An 18,865-nucleotide genomic window follows, 5' to 3' on the forward strand; every position below is an offset into this window, starting at 1 on the left:
AGCAGTGTAATGCCTCAGAGCGGTTTATCGTAACCCTCCGCCAGATGCTTATCCTTCAGCCGTACATAATTCCCCGCACCATAGGTAAAAAAGCTGCGTTCTTTTTCGGTAATCGGCCGTGCCTGTTTCGCCGGGTTGCCGACGTATACATAACCACTTTCCAGACGTTTGCCCGGTGTCACTACGGCGCCGGCGGCGACGATCACTTCGTCTTCGACGATGGCGCCGTCCATGATCATGGATTTCATGCCGATTAATACGCGGTTGCCGATGGTGCAGCCGTGCAGCATGGCCTGATGGCCGATGGTGACATCATCGCCGATAATCAGCGGGTAACCGCCGGAGTTATAGTCGGAGGCGTGGGTAATATGCAGTACGCTGCCATCCTGTACGCTGGTGCGTGCGCCGATACGGATATGGTGCATATCGCCGCGGATAACCGCTAACGGCCATACCGAGCAGTCGTCGCCCATTTCCACATCGCCGATAATTACCGCACTGCGGTCCACGAATACGCGCTCGCCCAGTTTCGGGCTATGGCCCTGATAGCTTCTTACGTCTGACATTGTGTTCTGTTCCCGCGCTATGATCTTGAATTAAGGCCATTTGACCCAATTTATAAGGCATTGAGCAAGGGTTGCCCGTCAGGCACCTTCACCTACGCCCCTTTTCCGGAAGCGAAGCATCTATGACCACTTCTTCATCTACCAGCGCAACGGCCGCGACCAATCCGCTGTCAGTAAACCATCGTCTGCCGCCGTTTTCGGCTATTAAACCAGAACATATCAAACCTGCTATCGAACAAAGGTTGAACCAGAACCGCGAGCGTATCCGCGAGTTGCTGGTCACGGTCAGCGAGCCAACCTGGGATAACTTTATTGCGCCGATGGAAGCCTGGGACGATGAACTGAGCCAGGCCTGGTCGCCGGTTGGTCATTTAAACGGTGTGCTTAACAGCGACGAGCTGCGCGATGCCTATAACGCCTGCCTGCCGCTGCTGAGCCAGTACAGTACCGAAATGGGGCAGAACAAAGCGCTGTGCGATGCCTATAAAAAGCTGCGCGCCTCGGCGCACTTCGACAGTCTGAGCACCGCACAGAAAACCGCCGTCGAACATGCACTGCGCGATTTCCATCTGGCCGGTGTCGATCTGCCGGACGATAAAAAAGCCCGTTACGGTGAAATCCGTCAGCGTTTGTCTGAGCTGACCTCTAAGTTCGGCGAGAACGTGCTGGATGCCACCAATGCGTGGAGCAAACTGATCAGCGATAAGCCTGAGCTGGCCGGTCTGCCCGACAGTGCCCTCGACCTGCTGGCGCAACAGGCTAAAGCGCATGAGCAGCAAGGCTATCGTTTAACGCTGGATTTCCCGTCCTATATGCCGGTGCTGACCTACGGTGAAAACCGCAGCCTGCGCGAAGAAATGTACACCGCCTATGTTACCCGCGCCTCCGATCAGGGCCCGGATGCCGGCAAGTTTGATAACAGTCAGCTGATGAATGAAATTCTGACCCTGCGTTACGAGCTGGCCAAACTGCTGGGCTTTGAGTCGTACGCCCATTATTCGGTCGAAACCAAAATGGCCGGTTCGCCGGACGAAGTGCTGGATTTTTTAAGCGATCTGGCGGCCAAAGCCAAACCCCAGGCCGAGCGTGAATTTGCCGAACTGAAAGCCTTTGCCGCCGAGCAGGGCTGCGCCGATTTACAGCCGTGGGATGTGAGTTTTTACAGCGAGAAATTACGTCAGGCGCGTTACGCCATTTCGCAGGAAGATATCCGCCCGTACCTGCCGGTCGATACCGTGATTAACGGCATGTTTGAAGTCGTATCGCGTCTGTATGGCCTGAGCTTCGAAGAACAGAAAACCTTCGACAGCTATCATCCGGATGCACGTTTTTTCCACGTATTAAAAGACGGTGAACAGATTGCCGCCTTCTATCTGGATTTATACGCGCGGGCGAAAAAACGCGGCGGCGCCTGGATGGACGATTGCCGTATCCGTCGCCGTAACGCCGATGGCAGCATCCAGCTGCCGGTGGCTTATCTGGTGTGTAATTTCACTCCGCCGGTTGGTGATAAACCGGCACTGCTGACCCACGACGAGCTGACCACGCTGTTCCATGAATTTGGTCACGGTCTGCACCACATGCTGACGCAGATTGATGTGGCGGCGGTGAGTGGCATTAATGGCGTGGCCTGGGATGCCGTCGAACTGCCGAGTCAGTTCCTGGAAAACTGGTGTTACGAGCCGGAGGCGCTGGCCTTTATTTCTGGCCACTATGAAACGGGCGAACCGCTGCCACAGGAACTGCTGGATAAACTGCTCGCCGCCAAACATTTCCAGAGCGCAATGATGACTATGCGCCAGCAGGAATTTGCCCTGTTCGATTTCCGCCTGCACCACGAATTCCGTGAGCAGCCGGTGGATGTACAGCAGCTGCTGAACGAAGTACGTGCTCAGGTAGCGGTGGTGCCGATTGCCGGCTTTAACCGTTTCCAGCACAGCTTCAGCCATATTTTTGCCGGTGGTTATGCCGCTGGTTATTACTCCTATAAATGGGCCGAAGTACTGAGTGCCGATGCTTATTCGCGCTTTGAAGAAGAAGGCATTTTTAACCGTGCAACCGGCGAAAGTTTCCTGCAGGAAATTCTCAGTCAGGGCGGCTCGCGTGAAGCGGCGGTACTGTTTGAAAACTTCCGTGGCCGTAAGCCGTCGGTGGAACCTTTGCTGCGCCACAGCGGCATTGTGGTGGAGGAAGTTGCCTGATGTCTGAGTACAAACCCAAACGTCCGCGCCGCTTTATTGCTGGTGCCGTCTGCCCCAAGTGCAGCGAAATGGACAAGACCGTTATGTACAGCAACGATGACGGCGAAGAAGTGCGCGAGTGCATCAGCTGTGGTTTCAGTCAGACCACCGCCGAGCAGGCGCAGGAAGATCAGCAGGCGCAGGAACTGGTGACGCGGGTAACGCCAGACGGTAAACCCGTTCTCGATGATGGCGAACAACCGCTGAAAATTCTCGGCCTGTCCCCCTCTGCTGTTAACACAAAAGCTGATTCTGACGCTGACAAAAAGTGACCCTTTCATGTATTGAGTCTGCTGTTGATAGTCAGTAGACTGACGTTATTAACAGCACCCGCTGCCGGTCGCCTGACACAAGGATATGTCAGGCGGCCGGATTCGTTTCTGCCCCCCGGATTTTCTCTTTTTTCATAATTCGTTCAGTTTTCTGCTTTATTCTGGCCTGTCCGGAATCTCAGGTATGCCGCTATTATCGTGTTTCAGGTCATGCATTTTCGTCAGTCGGGCGGTTTTCCGGGTTGGCGCTTTTGGGATCTGCGCTTTAGACTGTCGTTCTTGTTACTGACCCTAAGCTAATTAACGAGCAACTTATTAAGCAAGGAGCTGCTGTGAAACCGGGTAAAACCCTACGTTCGATTGTTCTGTTGGTGCCAGTGGTATTACTGGCGGGTTGTGCAACTTATGGTGCCGGTATTAACGGTGCGATTAAGGATGTACAAAAAGGCGATTACGCCGCCTCCGAAGCCAAGCTGGCTAAAGCTCTGAATCCTGCGGGTAATGACCGTCTGCTGTATCACATGGAACTGGGCGTGGTTAAACACCTGGAAGGTGATTTTGCTGCCAGTAATGTGCTGCTCGATAAAGCCGAGCGCATTGCCGAAGACCTGGAAACAACCAGCATTACCGGCTCGATGGTGACGCTGATGTCGAATCCGCGTCAGGGCCCGTACGGCGGCGCCGACTTCGAAAAAGTCTTTATCAACTATTACAAAGCGCTGAACTATTTTGGTCTGGCGCAGCTGGCCGCCGACCGCAATGGTTATTACGAAGCACTGGAAGGTGCACGTATTGAATCCCGCCGTCTGATCATCCGCCTTAACGATCTGAATACACGCAAAGGCACCTACGCCGAGCAGAACGATAAAGATCAGCAAACCTTCACTAAGCTGCTGAAGATTTTCGAGAAGCTGCAGGGCAATCTGGTGGATATGGATAAACTGCAATACCGCGATGACGCCATGGCGCATTACCTCTCCGGTATCAGTTTTGAAATGAACGGCGAGTACGATGATGCCCGTATCAGCTACCAGAAAGCCGCGAAAAGCTATGAAGATGGCTTCAGCAAGCAGTTCCGTCTCGATGCGGAGATGACCGAGCAGGCATGGTTCGACACCATCCGCATGATGCAGAAAGCCGGTGGCTACAAAACTGAATCGCGCGCGCTGGCGAAGAAAAAACTGAGCAAGGCGCGCCAGGCCGAGCTGAAAAACTGGACCGCCGACAAAGCCCAGATCATCGTGCTGGAGCACAAAGGTCTGGCGCCACAGCGCAAAGAAATGAGTCTGGAACTGTCGGTTAACCCGTCATTGCAGGCGCTGGAAATCCGGCCGTATTTCTTCGGTAACGACAAAGCCCAGCTGGCCTGGTTCTATGTGCTGTACGCCGATAAAGACATTTTCGATGCCGTGGCGAACTACCTCGATGCCGCCGAAGTCGGATACTGGTTTAACAGTTTTACCAAGACCGTGCCTATTGGCCCGCTGTGGAATACCGCGCAGGATATGGGACTGCTGAGCGCCATTGGCGATTCCATGCGCATTACCGTGCCTTATTATTCACCGGTTAAAGCGCTGGGCGAGAGTACGCTGAGCGTTGATGGCGAACGCAGCCTGATGCTGAAATCTTCCAACCCGGCATTGATGGCGGTACAGGAACAGATGGTTAACTCATCAACCGATATTCAGCTGGCGCTGGCACGTTCATCATTGAAAGCCTTAACCGCTCAATCGGTTGCTTCAGCCGGTGGCTCTTACGGTGGCATTCTGGCATCGGTTGGCAAGCTCACAGCACAGCTGACCGACGCGGCTGAAACCCGCAACTGGTTGCTGTTGCCAAGCGATATCCGTGTCCGCCGGGTGGCCGTTGAGCCGGGTGAACATGCACTGGCACTGGATTCCACGCTTAACGCGGGCCAGCGTCAGAGCGCACAGGAGCAGGTGAATCTGAAAGCCGGCGATATCCACCTGTGGCGCGTACGTACATTGCCTCCTCTGGCCGGTGCGGCCAAAGAAAGCGAAGTAAAACAACTGATCAAAGTATCTGAATAATTCATATTCATTGTCTGATAAGGAAGGACACCATGCTGACAAACATCACCAAACTGACTGCCTGCACGCTGCTGGGCGCATCTGTACTGCTTTCTGCCGGTTGTGCCACCAAGGTCACCCGTCTGAGCGCCAACGAAGAAGTGGCACTGTCTGATCGCTGGAACGCCAAAGACTCTGAGCTGGTGGCCAACGAAATGATCACCGACATGCTGTCATTCCCATGGGCGCGTGACTTCGAGATGGATAACAACCGTCGTCCGACCGTGATCATCTCGCGCATCAGCAACAAATCGCACGAGCACATTGCCGTCGATACCTTCATCAACGACATCAAGCGTTCCATCATCCGTTCCGGCCGTGCCGGTTTCGTAGCCGGTGGCGATGAGCGTGATGCGGTACGTGATGAGCGTCGTGATCAGGAACTGAACGCCAAGAATGCCAAGGCTCAGGGCCAGGAAAAAGCCGCTGACTTCGCGCTGTCCGGCACCATCAACTCACTGGTGGATCAGGTGGGCAAAGAACGTGTGACCTTCTATCAGGTCGACCTGAAGCTGATCGACATGGAATCCAATATGGAAGTGTGGAACGGTCAGAAGAAGATCCAGAAACTGCAGCAGAAATCCTCTTTCGGATTCTAAGGACAGCCCGTGGCTAAGCGCTTACTGGTTGCGGCACTGGCACTGGGCACAGGCATCAGCCTGCTGTCCGGTTGTGTCGGCAACAGCACCAAACCGGCCAAAGACGCAGCCCGCAGCAGCAAAGCTCCGGCCTGGGTAACGCAGCCGCCGCAGATGCGCGGCATGGCCTACGGCATCGGTTCGATGGAAATTTACGGCAGTGCCACCGATGCGGTAAAACGCGCGGCGGAACTGGCGCGCATTGATCTGGTATCGCAGCTTAAAGTAACCGTCAGCGGTGACTTCAGCAGCGAAACCGTCGAGCTGAGCGGTACCAACCGCGACAGCGAAGTACTGCGTACCGTGCGTAACTATGTGCGCAGCCAGGTGCCACCGGCCGAGCTGGACGAAGTGCAGATTAGCGAAACCCATACCGACGCCAAATACGCCTACGCCCTGGCCGAGCTGGATCGTAATGCCGCCGCCGCCCGTCTGCGCCGCGATATGAACGATATCGAACAGGAACTGAGCGCCATCGGCGAACTGCAGCCAAGCGGTAACCGCCTGCAACAGCTGCAGCCGCTGTTACCGGCACTGACCCTGTTCGCCAAGCGTGAACGTCTGGGTGAGCGTCTGACGCTGATCAGCATGGAACGTAAGGCCCCGGCCTTAAGTCCGGAACTGAAAGCACTGCAGGACCGTATCTACGCCCAGATCGATCAGCTGCAGGTCAGCCTCGAACTGCTCGATGACGGCGCCCAGACCATTGGCGGCGGCGTACTCGAAGCGCTGACCTCGCAAGGACTGCGCATTCAGGACGGCAGCGACGCCGACCTGCGCTTCGATATCAGCGCCCAGCTGAGCGGTAAAGCCAAAGACGGCAGCCACTACGTGTTTGCCGACAGCCGCGTCACCATCCGCGATGGTGCCGGCCGTGTGCTGAGCTCGTTCAGCAAGCAGGCCAAGGGTGTGTCCGGACTGGAAGACGTTGCCCGGCAGAAAGCCGCCCGTGAAGTTGCCAAGCTGATTGGCGATGAACTGGCGGTAGCGCTGGTGGATAAAATCCGCTGAACGCGGTTATCGCTTCGGTATAAAAAAGAGCCTCGTTTGAGGCTCTTTTTTTGTCTGGCGTTTGTTACCGCTTTGCGGCTTCGGCTCAGTTAAGCCAGCGGGTCAGCTGATAGTCTTTCGAGAATTCCAGCATAAATTCCAGCTTGGGAATCAGCCCGAGTTGACGGACTTTTTCCAGAGCAATTTTATGATTGCTGGTCGCAGTTTTTGGAATCAGCTGCTCCAGTTCATCAAAAATCTGAGCAAAGCGTTTCATATTGTCGGCGCTGGCAATAAACCAGAAATCCGAAAGACCTTCGTTGGTTGTCGGAAAACCACGTTCATAGCGGAAAAATTTATCCGGATGGCTGAACGTTTTTTCTTCGGGAATCACCTTGCCTGAGGTATCGCGGAAACCAACCCAGCGGCCAGAGTAGAACTTCTCCGGGTCCAGCCGGGAAAAATCGATATCGGCAAACAGTGACATATCAAAGCGACTGACCATGATAAAGTCGTAGCGGATACCGTTTTCTTCTTCGTACTGGCCGACCAGATCGACAGCCCGCTTAAAGGTTGCCCAGCGGCTGTAGATATTATTGATGCGGTAGAGCTCGCGGGTCTTTCCGCGTAACTTTTTCTTGAAGTCTTTAAAACGCTCGCCAAGCGTTGGCGTAAAAAAGACTTCACTGTTCTGGAAGAGCGCTTTGCGCGGCTGATAGATTTCTTTCAGCTGATCGGCAACATCCACACTCCAGCTATGCATAAAGACGTCACAATTATTGATGCCGAGTATGTGTTGCTTGTACAGATCACTCTCGGCTTCAAAGGTGACTTCCAGTCCACCGTGTTTAAAGTTCTTACCTGCGGCCAGTCCATGCAGGCAGAAAGCAACTTTAGGTTTATCAGACATTCTTGTCTTCCTGTTGATATAAGTAAGCACGCAGAGCGCTTATTTTACCGGCTTGCCATTGAATGACATCGGTGCCGATGTAGCGCTGATCGTCGATCTGCAGTTCAAACTCGATCACGGATTTTTCGCCATCGACCAGAATGTTTTTCTCAATGAAATTGATCTTCTTCACTGAAGCAAAAAGCCCGGTCAGAAAATCGCGGATGGCCGCTTTTCCACTGAGATTGACGCCCGGGTCAATGAGAGTGGCATCGTCATCGAAGAAATTCATAACGGAGTCGAGATCCATCGCATGGAATGCATGGACATAAGCGCGGGATTTCTCTTCGATAACATGACGCGACAATGTGATGTCGTGTTCGAATACTTTAATCGAATGGGAATCGTAAAAATTATAGTAAACGCCGCCCGCCAGAGGTTTTGACAGAACGGTCTGGCCCGCCAGAATCATTTCGTTGATGGTCGACGATACAAAATACTGACCATTAATCTGATTCTGTTTGCGGATAACGCTTTTGGCCGCTTCGATAAAATCCCGCGCATGGCGGAAGTAGAAAAAGCCGGCCATGGCATGACGGCTGATTGGCAATTTCTCTGAGGTCTGCCGTACTTCCGCGCGTTCGTTGAGAAGCGCGTAAGACCATTTAGGGTGAACGGATTCAAAAGTCAGCACGCCAGCGTCAGCTTTGTTTTCGCGGTAGAAAGCCAGAGCGGCACTGATATCTTCGCTCAGGTGATGGTCGGCCGAGGAAATGATCAGCTCGTCATCGGCATTCATCGTATCCAGAGCAAGCAGGCAGGTACAGAGTGCCCCACCGGTATCGCCGTTGATGTCGATGATGTTGTATTCGCCGGGTACAACAATTTTGATGATGGCATCGAGCGACAGCGCTTTGCGTTCAATTTTCGGCACCATGAAAATAAATCGGGCATCACTGCCAAGGCCGGCAAAAGGAGTCAGAGCATGTTCGAGCAGCGTCTTGCCTGCCACTTCGGTCAGAATTTTCGGGTAAATCCCGCCGGCAGAGGCTTCGTAAAGACCTGCGCCGCTCATTGGAATAATAATATTCATGCTGCGCCCTCGATTTCAGAGATCCGGTTTCTGATGTTGTCGTAGGTGACATCAAAAACAGAATCCACCTTCATTACGTGAGCCTGGCTTGCATAGGCGGCTTTCAGACCGTTTTCGTTATCTTCCACAATCAGACACTGCTGCGGATTTAATCCCAGCCGGGAGATAGCCAGGTTGTACATTTCCGGGTCCGGTTTTCCTTTGGAGACATCTTCGTTGGAAATGAAAAACTCAAGGTAAGGTTTCAGATGCGCCTGATCCATCATAACGGCAACGGAGTTGCGGATGGAGTTAGAGGCAACGGCTAACTTGTAACCTTGTTTGCTCAGGGATGACAGCGCATATTCATGGTGGAACATCGGCCGGCAAAGGTTGTTGACCATTTCCATGGTGTACTGCTGTTTCAGCTCATTAATAAAATCATGTAATGACCGTGGCAGACCTTTCTCCCGTGACAAAATATTCAGCTTGTCGCGCGTGGGTAGGCCATCGTAGGTGATCTCATGTTCGGGACGGGTAATTTCATAACCGAACAGACGCAGTGCTTTATTCAGTGCTTCGTAATGCCAGTCTTTGGCATCAATCAGTACGCCGTCCATATCGAAGATGACGGCCTTAATAACCTTAGTCAAAACGGAAGTACCTCTCTGCCTGTTCCGGAATATCCGTACACAGAATTAAATGATCGCTCTCCAGCAGCTCGCCGGGGAGGTTACGCAGTTCTGACCATTCGTCGTTAACATCGCGGCGGTGTAATTCCGGAGAAACGATGCAGACCTTTTTACCGGCAGACAGCCACTGCTGTAACTGACCGGCATCAATGTTGAGTCGCTGAAAACCATCGAGCCATACTCCCTGGGCCTGCTCCAGCAGAACGCCCGGTGTTTCGTATTCACTGGCACGCAGAAATGTGGTCAGGCCGTTGCGCAGATATCCCAGCGTGTCAGGTAATGACATGTCGAACATAAAATAGTTTTCGATACCATGCTGCTGCAGACTCTCGGCCACGGCAGTCTGCAGACCATCGGCCTTAACGTTTAAGGCCAGGCACGGGCGCTGTTCGTAACGCAGATATATTTCCAGCAGTTCGTCGAACGTCAGTTCTGTACCGTTCGGCATATCGTGGCTGATCATCAGTTTTCCGGCGCAGTCACGGATATCTGTTTCCGTACCGTATCCCATGGAAAAAGAACGGTGGAACGCTGCAACGGTATTTTTTTCTGTGGCGTCGAGCCAGTAGCCCCGGTGAGAAATAATCTGCATGCGATTCTCTTATGATCAGAAGTTAATTGCCTGCTGGTAGACCGGCAGTGATTTGAACAGATCCAGATCACTCGGAATACCTAAGCCGTACATGCCATCAGCTTCGCGGCCAATGTTGTACACACCAATATTGGCGTTTTCTTCGCGGTACATATAGGTGTAAACCGGAGCGACATAAAATTCGCCATTAGAGCGCTCATTATTGGCAATCATTTTGTCGGCCTTGGCGACGAAGTCTTTGCCATGGCGGTAGTTATAAATGCCAACGGTGGCTTCATCAGAAACGACGACTTTTTCGACCACTTCAGAAACCCGGCCGTTGTCTTCTACGCGGGCGTAAGACCATTTCGGGTCGTCGGCTTTCATCGTCATTATCAGGCCATCAAGCGCCTGATCATCCATGTAATTCAGATAATCGTTAATATCCACATCAACCCACTGGTCAGAATTGGCAATCATCAGCGGATCGTCGTTGTTGATGTAGTCCCGTGCTTCAAGAACGGTGCAGGCGGCACCTTCGGTGATGCCATCAATACCGATAACAACTGCCCCCGGCGCCCAGGTGCACAGTTTGTTCTGCAGATCGTAGTCGGCCAGATGCTGGTTCTGGCAAATAAAAATAAAACGGTGCTCGCATGATGGTTTGAGGTTGTTGATCACAACTTCAATCATGCGTTTACCTGAAAGGGGAATCAGGGGTTTAGGATCGGTATAACCTTCTTTGGCGAAACGACTGCCACGCCCTGCCATTGGGATAACAATATTCAGCATCAGGCATTCTCTTCCAGATATTTATCGTTCAGTGCCCCCGGCAGTTTAACTACCGTGGTGATGGTATCTTCCAGAGCTTCAAAATCGGTGTACTCACCGGGCGCAATACGGATGATGGAGCCCGCTCCGTATTCCTGACCTTTCATCCGTGCCCGTCCGGAGACGATAACGGTGATTTCGGTGGCGATTTTGTGGCAATGGCTGGCTTCTTTATCACCAGCCTTAAAATGCTGTACGGCGACTTCAACATCCGTGGTTTTGTAGAGTGTTGGTTCGAAGCCGCCGACAAACCAGCCGCGTACCATATCTTCCAGTTTAAAGCTGTCCATAAAACTCCCCGTTATTCTGGATTAACGCTGCGCCAGCGCTGCTTTCGCCCGTGCTGCGGCGGCACGTACCTGATCCGGTGCGGTGCCACCAATATGGTTACGCGCCGCGACCGAGCCTTCCAGTGTCAGTACATCAAAGACGTCGGCGGTGATTTCAGTGGAGAACTGCTGCAGTTCTTTCAGCGTCATTTCGCTCAGGTCTTTGCCGGTTTTTACGCCGTAGCCAACCGCTTTACCGACGATTTCATGGGCGTCACGGAACGGGATACCTTTGCGCACAACGTAGTCGGCGAGGTCGGTGGCGGTGGAGAAACCACGCATTGCGGCTTCGCGCATATCGTCTTTGCGGGCAATCAGGTTGGGCGCCATATCGGCGAAGGCACGCAGGCTGTCGCGCAGGGTGTCAACGGTGTCGAACAGCGGTTCTTTGTCTTCCTGATTGTCTTTGTTGTAGGCCAGCGGCTGCGATTTCATCAGCGTCAGCAGACCAACCAGATGGCCGTATACGCGACCGGTTTTACCGCGTACCAGTTCCGGTACGTCCGGGTTTTTCTTCTGCGGCATGATGCTGGAGCCGGTGCAGAAACGGTCCGGCAGATCGATAAAGCGGAACTGGGCGGAGGCCCACAGCACCAGCTCTTCGGAGAAGCGTGACATGTGCATCATGATCAGGGCGGCAGCGGAGCAGAATTCGATGGCGAAGTCGCGGTCGGATACGGAATCCAGGCTGTTCTCGGTCGGTGCATCAAAACCCAGCAGTTCGGCCGTGTAGAAGCGGTCAATCGGGTAGGTGGTTCCGGCCAGCGCTGCAGCACCCAGCGGCAGCTGGTTCATACGCGCACGGCAGTCCTGCAGACGGGCGTAATCGCGTTCCAGCATGGCGTTCCAGGCCAGCAGGTGATGACCAAAAGTCACCGGCTGTGCAGTCTGCAAATGTGTGAAGCCCGGCATAATGGTGTCGGCTTCTTTTTCAGCCAGTTCCGCCAGGCCCTGTTGCAGACGGGTCAGTTCGGCGCTGATGGCGTCGATTTCGTCACGCAGGTAAAGGCGGATATCGGTGGCTACCTGATCGTTACGGGAGCGGCCGGTGTGCAGTTTTTTGCCAGTGATGCCGATTTTTTTGGTCAGCGCCGCTTCGATGTTCATGTGCACGTCTTCCAGCGCCACCGACCACTCAAAGTCGCCACGCTCGATTTCAATGCGTACTTCTTCCAGGCCGCGGATGATGTCATCGCGTTCCTGCTCGGTCAGTACGCCGACTTTGCACAGCATTTTGGCGTGGGCTACAGAGCCCTGAATATCCTGACGGTACATGCGGCGGTCAAAATCCACCGATGCGGTGTAGCGCGCAACAAAAGCGTCGGTCGGCTCGGAGAAACGTCCGCCCCAGGATGCATTGGTGGATGATTGATCAGACATGATTACCTCAAACTGGTGCATGAATCGGAAATGGCGCGGATTATAACCATTGCAGTGGCGCTCTGTCCCTGTTTTGCCGCCATTCGCCTTATGGTGCTTGCTCTGCCGCTGCGCTGACGACAGACTTGGCTCAGCATTCGTCTGCTCAGGAAGCATCAAATTGTCATCCAGCCAATCACCATCCTCATCCCCGCGTGGACAGCAGGCGCTGCTGGAAGCCTTTTTCCTGCCGGATCTGTGTAATTCGCGTGCGGTGATTATTCTGCTGGCGCTGAGCGAAGCATTGGTGCTGGCGCTGACGCTTGTGGAAAGTGGTTTGCCGCAGTTCTCATGGCAGCGTTTTACCGTGGTGTCGTTCTTTGTGCAGTGGGTGTGCCTGTTGTCGGTGGCGATTCTGTGTCAGCTGCGGGTGTTGCTGGCGCGCTTAACCACGATATCGGCCTCGCTGGTCGCCTTGCTGATTATCGAGCTGGTTACGCTGGCGGTCAGTCTGGTCGGCGAGTGGCTGTGGCCACTCGACCGTACCTACACCGACTGGCCCTGGGTGCTGCGCAACCTGTTGATTTCCGGCGTTTTCGGCGCGATGGCTATGCGTTACTTTTATGTGCAGAGCCAGTGGCGGCTGAAAACCCAGGCCGAGCTGAAATCGCGGCTGGCGGCGTTGCAGGCCAATATCCGCCCGCACTTCTTTTTTAATACGCTAAACACCGTCACTTCACTGATCAGCGTTGACCCGGATAAGGCCGAACATTTGCTGCTTGATCTGGCGCAGCTGTTCCGTGCGGTACTGAATAACGATGACGCACAGATCCCGCTGGCACAGGAAATCGAACTGGGTCGCCGTTATCTGGGTATTGAGCAGGTGCGGCTGGGCAACGAGCGTCTGCAGGTGAACTGGAAGTTGCCGCAGCCTTTACCGGCGGCGCTGAAAGTACCGCAGTTACTGCTGCAGCCATTACTGGAAAACGCGGTTTACCATGGCATTCAGCCGAGTATCAGCGGCGGCTGGATTGAGGTTGAGCTGGCACAGGAAGGCCAGACGGAAGAAAGCAGCGCCTGGTGGCTGACCATCCGCAACAGCAAACCCGAGGGCAGTGGTGAAGCGGGTAACCGTCTGGCTCATAATAATATCCGCGCGCGGCTGGCCGCACTGGATGAACAGGCGCGGCTGGAGGTGGACGATCAGGGCGAGGTGTATCTTGCCCGTCTGCGCCTGCCACAGTCCGCAGGCACTGGCAGCGCTGGCGAAACAACCACAGAGGAGAACGTATGACTTATCGTGTGCTGCTGGTGGACGATGAGCCGCTGGCGCGGGAGCGCATGAAGCGCTTGTTGCTGGAGCATCACGACTTTATCTGCGCCGGTGAAGCGGCCAATGGTGATGCCGCGCTGTCCTGGTTGCGCTTGCATCAGGCCGATCTGGTGCTGCTCGATATTCAGATGCCCGGCCGTAACGGTCTGGATACCGCCGCCGCCATGCAGGAATTGCCGCAGCCTCCGCTGGTGGTGTTCTGCACCGCTTATGACGAACACGCGCTGCAGGCCTTTGCCGTGAAAGCCATCGACTATCTGCTGAAGCCGGTGCGCAAAGAAGATTTATCGCGCGCCCTGCAACGCGCTGGTGAATGGCTGGCACAACGTCCTGAGCTGCAGCCAGAGCAAGCGGCAGAACAGCAATCGACGCCCGGTTGCCGTACGCATCTCAGTGCCCGCACCCACAATGGTTTACAGCTGATTCCGCTGGAAGAGGTGTTTTATTGCTACGCCGATCAGAAGTACGTCAACGTTCACCACGAGGGCGGCGAAACCCTGGTTGACGATTCCCTGCGTCAGCTTGAAGACGAATTCCCCGGCCTGTTTGTGCGCGTACACCGCAGCGCACTGGTCGCACTTAAACGCATCGAACGCCTTGAGGCCCTGAACAGCGGCGGTCATAAGGTGTATTTACGCGGCCTGGCGGAGGGCGTTCCGGTCAGTCGCCGGCATCTGCCGGATGTGCGGCGGGTGATGAAGGAGCTGTAACCAAGGCTCTTGTGTCGCTCCCGACCCAGATCATTACCCCCATTCATCCCCCGCTGGTATGATGCGGCATTACTTTCTGAATTCATTGTCAGGCCCGGCCTGACCCGCGTTAAGGAATGTCATGTCTGCCGTAACCACGCTCCGCATTGCTACCCGTAAAAGCCCGCTTGCCATGTGGCAGGCCGAACATATCAAGGCCCGTCTGGAAGCGCTGCATCCGGGGCTGGTGGTCGAGCTGGTGACCTTTACCACTCAGGGCGACAAAATCCTCGATGTGCCGCTGGCCAAAATCGGTGGCAAGGGCCTGTTCGTGAAAGAACTCGAAGTCGCGATGCTCGACGGCCGTGCCGATATCGCCGTGCACTCAATGAAAGACGTGCCGATGGAATTTCCCGAAGGACTGGAGCTGGGCATTATCTGCGAGCGCGAAAACCCGCACGATGCGTTTGTTTCTAACCACTATAAAACCATCGATGAATTACCTCAGGGGACGGTGGTCGGTACGTCCAGTCTGCGCCGTCAGTGCCAGATTCAGCAGCAGCGTCCGGATCTGGTAATCAAAAGTCTGCGCGGTAACGTGCAGACCCGTCTGGGCAAGCTCGATGCCGGTGAGTTCGATGCCATCATTCTCGCCGCCGCGGGCCTGCTGCGTATGGAAATGCACGACCGTATCGCCTCCTTTATTCCTGCTGAACAGTCTTTGCCTGCCGGTGGCCAGGGTGCCCTGGGCATTGAATGGCGGGCCAATGACAGCGCTATCCACGAGCTGTTAAAACCTCTGCACGATGATAAAACCGCCGCCTGTGTGCTGGCCGAGCGTGCCCTTAACCGTCGCCTGCAGGGTGGCTGTCAGGTGCCGATTGCCGCTTACGCCGAGCTGGATGGCAATGCGCTCAGTCTGCGCGGTCTGGTCGGCAGTGTGGATGGCAAAACCATGCTGCGCACGGCGCAGAGCGGGCTGGCCGCAGATGCCGAAGCCATGGGCATTGCGGCGGCTGAAGACCTGTTAGCTCAGGGCGCCGGTGCTATTCTGTCCGCCGTTTACGGCCATGAAGTGAAGTAATGCCCGTGGCCGCTGCTGTACCCATCGTTGTTACCCGCCCGGACGGCCAGGCGGGTGGGCTGATCGCTGAGCTGAGTGCCCGCGGTTTTCCGGTACGCCATCATCCGCTGATCGATATTGTGCCGCTGGCCGACGACGAACAGGCGGTGGCCAGTGGTTTGCGCCAGCGTATTCTGGATATTGACCACTACAGCGCGGTGATCGCCATCAGTATGAATGCCGCCGCTATTGGTCTGGATTGGCTCGACCGTTATTGGCCGCAGCCGCCACTGGGTATACATTGGTGTGCGGTTGGGCCAAGTACCGCCGAAGTACTGCAGCGGGAAGGTTTCAGTGTGCATTCACCCGTGACAACCTACGACAGCGAAGGCCTGCTGGAGCTGCCGGTGATGCAGAGCGATGTGATTGCTGGCCGTAAAGTGCTGCTCTGGCGTGGTGTCGGCGGGCGCGAAAAACTGGCATCAGAGCTGACTGCCCGTGGTGCCGAAGTCGACTACGCCGAATTGTACGAGCGCCGTGAAATTGCCTGGAGCGCACAGCAATGGGCCGACACGCTGGCCGGTGAGCCGGTGCTGCTGCTGAGCAGCAATCAGGCGCTGGATATTGTTGAGCAACAGGTGCCCGATCTGGCTCAGCGCGTCCGCGCCGTTATGTTGCCCGGTGATCGTGTCGCTGCTGTTGCCCGCAGCCGTGGTTACCGCGAAGTGCTGGTGGCGGCCAGTGCCCGTGATGAAGATATGCTGGCGTGTTTACGTGAATGGCAAGCGTAAGACAGACAATAAAAACATTAACCATTGATACAGCAAAGGATTCCGACAGTGACCACAGAACAAAAGGGAACGGATAATCAGACTGCCGCAGACGCTCCGGTTGCCAAGCCAGTAAAGGCCAAAGCGGCTAAGGAAAAGGCGCCTGCCGGCACTGCCCAGCGTAATGGTCCGCACCCCCTGTCATGGATCAACCTGGTATTGATGCTGGGCCTGTTTGCGCTGGCCGCTTACGCTGGCTGGCTGAGCTGGAATCAGCAACAGAACAGCGCCGCCGAGATTGCCGTGCTGCGCGATCGGGTTGATCAGGCGCAAAACAATGCCGCCGCCCTGAGCGCCAAAGAAGCCGAACTGCTGGCGCAGGCCAAAGCCCTGAATGACCTGTCAGCACAGCTGCAGGAACAGGTTGCACATAATACCGACCGTCTGGGTAAGCTGCCGGGCGCTGAGCGTCAGGACTGGCTGCTGGCGGAAGCCGAATATCTGCTGCGTATGGCCAATCAGCGCTTACAGCTGGAGCGTGACTGGGACGGTGCGCTGAGCATGCTGCAGGCGGCCGATAACGTCCTGACCGAAACCCGTAATCCACGTCTTAACCCGGTACGCGCCACGCTGGCAAAAGAAATGCTGGCGCTGCGTACAGCCCCGGCCATCGACCTGACCGGCGCCGTACTACGTGTGCAGGCATTGCAGGAACAAATTACCCAACTGCCTTGGGTGCCGGATCGTCTGATTATCGACGAGCCCGCGACGGCCAGCACTGAAACACCTGAAACCCAGACACCTGAAGCCGATCAGCGTTGGTACTGGAAACTGTGGAGCAGCGTCAGCAGCTCATTGCAGGGCATGATCCGTATCCGTGAGCGCAGTGCACCAATCGCGGCTCCGCTGACGCCGGATCAGCAGTATTACCTGCAGCAGAATATGCATCTGATGCTGGAGCAGGCGCAGGTGGCGTTGCTGCGCCAACAGGCCGACCTGTATCAGCACAGCCTGAAACGCGTGGCTGGCTGGTTGCAGGACTACCTCATTATTGATGACGAGCGCACCCGTGCTGCGCAGTCTGCGCTGCAGGAACTGCAACAGTGGAATGTCGCTCCGGCGCTGCCGGACATCAGCCAGTCGCTGCAACAACTACAGACACTGGTTGAGCAGCAGCGTCGTGGCACGGTGCAGCCGAAAACTCCGGCGACGGAGGATGCGGCATGAGGGTATGGCTGCTGTTTCTGGTTCTTACGCTGGGGCTGGGACTGATTGCCGGCGCATTGGTCAGTCTGGACGCCGGGTATGTGCTGCTGAGCTGGAATTTACACACGCTGGAAACCAGTCTGTGGGTCTTTATTGGCCTGATGCTGGTGGTCATGTTGTTAATGTACATGCTGCTGCGCTTCAGCCTGTTGCTGCTGGGCAGCGACTGGCGCTTTAACGAGTGGCGCCGCCAGCGCCGTAATCAGCGCGCCCGCCGCCAAACGACCCGCGGCCTGCTGAGTCTGGCGCAGGGCCAGTGGCGTCGAGCCGAGCGTCTGCTGACGCTGAGCGCTGATGACTCTGATACGCCGTTAATCAATTACCTGGCAGCCGCCCGCGCGGCTTACGAACAGGGTAAAATGGAAGCCGCCGATGAGTGGCTGAAAGCGGCCAGCCAGAGCACCAAAGGCGCCGAGCTGGCGGTGGGCCTGACTCAGGCCGAACTGCTGAATTCACGTGGACAGAAAGAACAGGCGCTGGCGGTATTGCTGCGTCTGCGTCAGAAGCATCCGAAACACGCCTATCTGCTCAAGCTGTTGGTGAAAACCTACCTCGATCTGCAGGACTGGGTGGCGTTGCACGAGCTGTTGCCGCTGCTGCGCAAAGCCACCAAAATTCCTGCCGATAAAATCAAAGAGCTGGAAGAAAACGTCCACCTGCAATTGCTGGAGCGCGCCGTGCGGGGTCATGGCCAGCGTCCGGGAGAGGGCGTGGCTGAACTCAAACGTCTGTATCAGGATATTCCGCGTCAGCTGCGTTATTCACTGCCGATCACCCGCCGTTATATTGAGTTGTTGATTGAGCAGCACGAAGAAACCCTGGCCGAGCACGAATTGCGCAACGCCCTGAAATACGTTTGGCACGATGAGCTGATCAGCCTGTACGGCACACTGAAAGGCGAAGATGCCAGCCGCCAGCTGTTGTTTGCTGAGCAGCAATTACAGGAGCGGCCGAATGATCCGCAACTGCTGCTGCTGCTTGGGCGCTTAGCGTTACGGCTGAACAAACTGGATAAAGCGCAGGAATACCTGGAAACCGGTCTGCGTATTAAAGGCCTGCCGGAACTGCATGCCGAAATGGGTAAGGTGTTGCTGGCCGAAGGGGACGAATCCCGCGCCTGTGAGCATTTTCAGCTGGCGTTGCGCTAACACAAGCCGGAGAGGTTTCTGCTGCAGGAACGGTTTTTTGCAGGAACGGTTTTTGTA

19 protein-coding genes are annotated in these 18,865 nt (G+C 55.4%); 11 read left to right on the forward strand and 8 right to left on the reverse strand.

Annotated elements, in window-relative coordinates:
* Window positions 1-14 precede the first annotated feature (14 nt).
* Window positions 15-566: a gamma carbonic anhydrase family protein gene (locus tag NYR02_RS09510; protein WP_260976127.1), complete on the reverse strand. Its 552-nt coding sequence runs from the start codon at window positions 564-566 to the stop codon at window positions 15-17.
* A 122-nt stretch (window positions 567-688) separates the two neighbouring features.
* Here NYR02_RS09510 and prlC point away from each other — a divergent pair, with 122 nt between their 5' ends.
* The 5 genes from prlC (at window position 689) to NYR02_RS09535 (ending at window position 6,817) form a co-directional block, all read left to right on the forward strand.
* Window positions 689-2,767, forward strand: coding sequence for an oligopeptidase A (prlC, locus tag NYR02_RS09515; protein WP_260976128.1), 2,079 nt, complete (start codon window positions 689-691; stop codon window positions 2,765-2,767).
* Window positions 2,767-3,078, forward strand: coding sequence for a YheV family putative zinc ribbon protein (locus tag NYR02_RS09520; protein ID WP_260976129.1), 312 nt, complete (start codon window positions 2,767-2,769; stop codon window positions 3,076-3,078). Before prlC ends, NYR02_RS09520 begins: the two co-directional genes overlap by 1 nt.
* Before the next feature lie 332 nt (window positions 3,079-3,410).
* Window positions 3,411-5,129, forward strand: a complete 1,719-nt coding sequence (locus tag NYR02_RS09525; protein WP_260976130.1) for a COG3014 family protein — start codon at window positions 3,411-3,413, stop codon at window positions 5,127-5,129.
* Between the two features lie 32 nt (window positions 5,130-5,161).
* Window positions 5,162-5,767, forward strand: coding sequence for a penicillin-binding protein activator LpoB (locus NYR02_RS09530; protein WP_260976131.1), 606 nt, complete (start codon window positions 5,162-5,164; stop codon window positions 5,765-5,767).
* A gap of 9 nt (window positions 5,768-5,776) precedes the next feature.
* A complete protein-coding gene (locus NYR02_RS09535; RefSeq protein ID WP_260976132.1) occupies window positions 5,777-6,817 on the forward strand; it encodes an LPP20 family lipoprotein in 1,041 nt (346 codons plus the stop codon).
* A gap of 85 nt (window positions 6,818-6,902) precedes the next feature.
* Here the strand turns inward: NYR02_RS09535 and NYR02_RS09540 are convergent, their stop codons facing one another.
* Genes NYR02_RS09540 through argH form a run of 7 tightly spaced genes read right to left on the reverse strand, consistent with a single transcriptional unit; the run spans window position 6,903 to window position 12,560 of the window.
* Entirely contained in the window at window positions 6,903-7,706 is an 804-nt protein-coding gene (locus tag NYR02_RS09540; RefSeq protein ID WP_260976133.1) for a hypothetical protein, read from the reverse strand.
* Complete coding sequence (locus NYR02_RS09545; RefSeq protein ID WP_260976134.1) at window positions 7,699-8,778, reverse strand: nuclear transport factor 2 family protein; 1,080 nt, start codon at window positions 8,776-8,778, stop codon at window positions 7,699-7,701. Before NYR02_RS09545 ends, NYR02_RS09540 begins: the two co-directional genes overlap by 8 nt.
* Window positions 8,775-9,410 (reverse strand): HAD family hydrolase, encoded by a 636-nt coding sequence (locus NYR02_RS09550; RefSeq protein ID WP_145467237.1) that lies wholly within the window; start codon window positions 9,408-9,410, stop codon window positions 8,775-8,777. Before NYR02_RS09550 ends, NYR02_RS09545 begins: the two co-directional genes overlap by 4 nt.
* The gene (locus NYR02_RS09555) at window positions 9,403-10,041 is read right to left on the reverse strand and encodes a PI-PLC domain-containing protein (RefSeq protein ID WP_260976135.1); all 639 of its coding nucleotides are present in this window, start codon (window positions 10,039-10,041) and stop codon (window positions 9,403-9,405) included. Before NYR02_RS09555 ends, NYR02_RS09550 begins: the two co-directional genes overlap by 8 nt.
* 15 nt (window positions 10,042-10,056) lie before the next feature.
* Window positions 10,057-10,812 carry a glycosyltransferase family 2 protein gene (locus tag NYR02_RS09560; RefSeq protein ID WP_260976136.1) on the reverse strand — a complete coding sequence of 252 codons (756 nt, stop codon included), beginning with the start codon at window positions 10,810-10,812 and terminating at the stop codon, window positions 10,057-10,059.
* Window positions 10,812-11,141 carry a cupin domain-containing protein gene (locus tag NYR02_RS09565; RefSeq protein WP_145467231.1) on the reverse strand — a complete coding sequence of 110 codons (330 nt, stop codon included), beginning with the start codon at window positions 11,139-11,141 and terminating at the stop codon, window positions 10,812-10,814. The genes NYR02_RS09560 and NYR02_RS09565 overlap by 1 nt, the downstream gene beginning before the upstream one ends.
* A 21-nt stretch (window positions 11,142-11,162) precedes the next feature.
* Complete coding sequence (gene argH, locus NYR02_RS09570; protein ID WP_260976137.1) at window positions 11,163-12,560, reverse strand: argininosuccinate lyase; 1,398 nt, start codon at window positions 12,558-12,560, stop codon at window positions 11,163-11,165.
* Window positions 12,561-12,720: 160 nt separating this feature from the next.
* On the opposite strand from argH, the gene NYR02_RS09575 reads away from it, so the two are divergent.
* From NYR02_RS09575 to NYR02_RS09600, 6 genes are all read left to right on the forward strand, one after another.
* Complete coding sequence (locus NYR02_RS09575) at window positions 12,721-13,833, forward strand: sensor histidine kinase (protein ID WP_260976138.1); 1,113 nt, start codon at window positions 12,721-12,723, stop codon at window positions 13,831-13,833.
* A complete protein-coding gene (locus NYR02_RS09580) occupies window positions 13,830-14,582 on the forward strand; it encodes a LytR/AlgR family response regulator transcription factor (protein ID WP_260976139.1) in 753 nt (250 codons plus the stop codon). The genes NYR02_RS09575 and NYR02_RS09580 overlap by 4 nt, the downstream gene beginning before the upstream one ends.
* Before the next feature lie 121 nt (window positions 14,583-14,703).
* Window positions 14,704-15,645, forward strand: coding sequence for a hydroxymethylbilane synthase (gene hemC, locus NYR02_RS09585; protein ID WP_260976140.1), 942 nt, complete (start codon window positions 14,704-14,706; stop codon window positions 15,643-15,645).
* A 5-nt stretch (window positions 15,646-15,650) separates the two neighbouring features.
* Window positions 15,651-16,415 (forward strand): uroporphyrinogen-III synthase, encoded by a 765-nt coding sequence (locus NYR02_RS09590; protein ID WP_260976141.1) that lies wholly within the window; start codon window positions 15,651-15,653, stop codon window positions 16,413-16,415.
* 48 nt (window positions 16,416-16,463) lie between these two features.
* A complete protein-coding gene (locus NYR02_RS09595) occupies window positions 16,464-17,621 on the forward strand; it encodes a uroporphyrinogen-III C-methyltransferase (protein ID WP_260976142.1) in 1,158 nt (385 codons plus the stop codon).
* Window positions 17,618-18,808, forward strand: a complete 1,191-nt coding sequence (locus tag NYR02_RS09600; RefSeq protein ID WP_260976143.1) for a heme biosynthesis HemY N-terminal domain-containing protein — start codon at window positions 17,618-17,620, stop codon at window positions 18,806-18,808. The genes NYR02_RS09595 and NYR02_RS09600 overlap by 4 nt, the downstream gene beginning before the upstream one ends.
* Window positions 18,809-18,865 lie beyond the last annotated feature (57 nt).

The sequence above is a fragment of the Thalassolituus pacificus genome (genome assembly GCF_025318105.1).
Taxonomy (GTDB): domain Bacteria; phylum Pseudomonadota; class Gammaproteobacteria; order Pseudomonadales; family Oceanobacteraceae; genus Venatoribacter; species Venatoribacter pacificus.

What these genes read in the sequence shown, in the direction of transcription:
- NYR02_RS09510 (WP_260976127.1), bottom strand. Translation starts at nt 566, where the DNA reads ATGTCAGACGTAAGAAGCTATCAGGGCCATAGCCCGAAACTGGGCGAG.
- prlC (WP_260976128.1), top strand. Translation starts at nt 689, where the DNA reads ATGACCACTTCTTCATCTACCAGCGCAACGGCCGCGACCAATCCGCTG.
- NYR02_RS09520 (WP_260976129.1), top strand. Translation starts at nt 2,767, where the DNA reads ATGTCTGAGTACAAACCCAAACGTCCGCGCCGCTTTATTGCTGGTGCC.
- NYR02_RS09530 (WP_260976131.1), top strand. Translation starts at nt 5,162, where the DNA reads ATGCTGACAAACATCACCAAACTGACTGCCTGCACGCTGCTGGGCGCA.
- NYR02_RS09540 (WP_260976133.1), bottom strand. Translation starts at nt 7,706, where the DNA reads ATGTCTGATAAACCTAAAGTTGCTTTCTGCCTGCATGGACTGGCCGCA.
- NYR02_RS09545 (WP_260976134.1), bottom strand. Translation starts at nt 8,778, where the DNA reads ATGAATATTATTATTCCAATGAGCGGCGCAGGTCTTTACGAAGCCTCT.
- NYR02_RS09555 (WP_260976135.1), bottom strand. Translation starts at nt 10,041, where the DNA reads ATGCAGATTATTTCTCACCGGGGCTACTGGCTCGACGCCACAGAAAAA.
- NYR02_RS09560 (WP_260976136.1), bottom strand. Translation starts at nt 10,812, where the DNA reads ATGCTGAATATTGTTATCCCAATGGCAGGGCGTGGCAGTCGTTTCGCC.
- NYR02_RS09565 (WP_145467231.1), bottom strand. Translation starts at nt 11,141, where the DNA reads ATGGACAGCTTTAAACTGGAAGATATGGTACGCGGCTGGTTTGTCGGC.
- argH (WP_260976137.1), bottom strand. Translation starts at nt 12,560, where the DNA reads ATGTCTGATCAATCATCCACCAATGCATCCTGGGGCGGACGTTTCTCC.
- NYR02_RS09580 (WP_260976139.1), top strand. Translation starts at nt 13,830, where the DNA reads ATGACTTATCGTGTGCTGCTGGTGGACGATGAGCCGCTGGCGCGGGAG.
- hemC (WP_260976140.1), top strand. Translation starts at nt 14,704, where the DNA reads ATGTCTGCCGTAACCACGCTCCGCATTGCTACCCGTAAAAGCCCGCTT.
- NYR02_RS09600 (WP_260976143.1), top strand. Translation starts at nt 17,618, where the DNA reads ATGAGGGTATGGCTGCTGTTTCTGGTTCTTACGCTGGGGCTGGGACTG.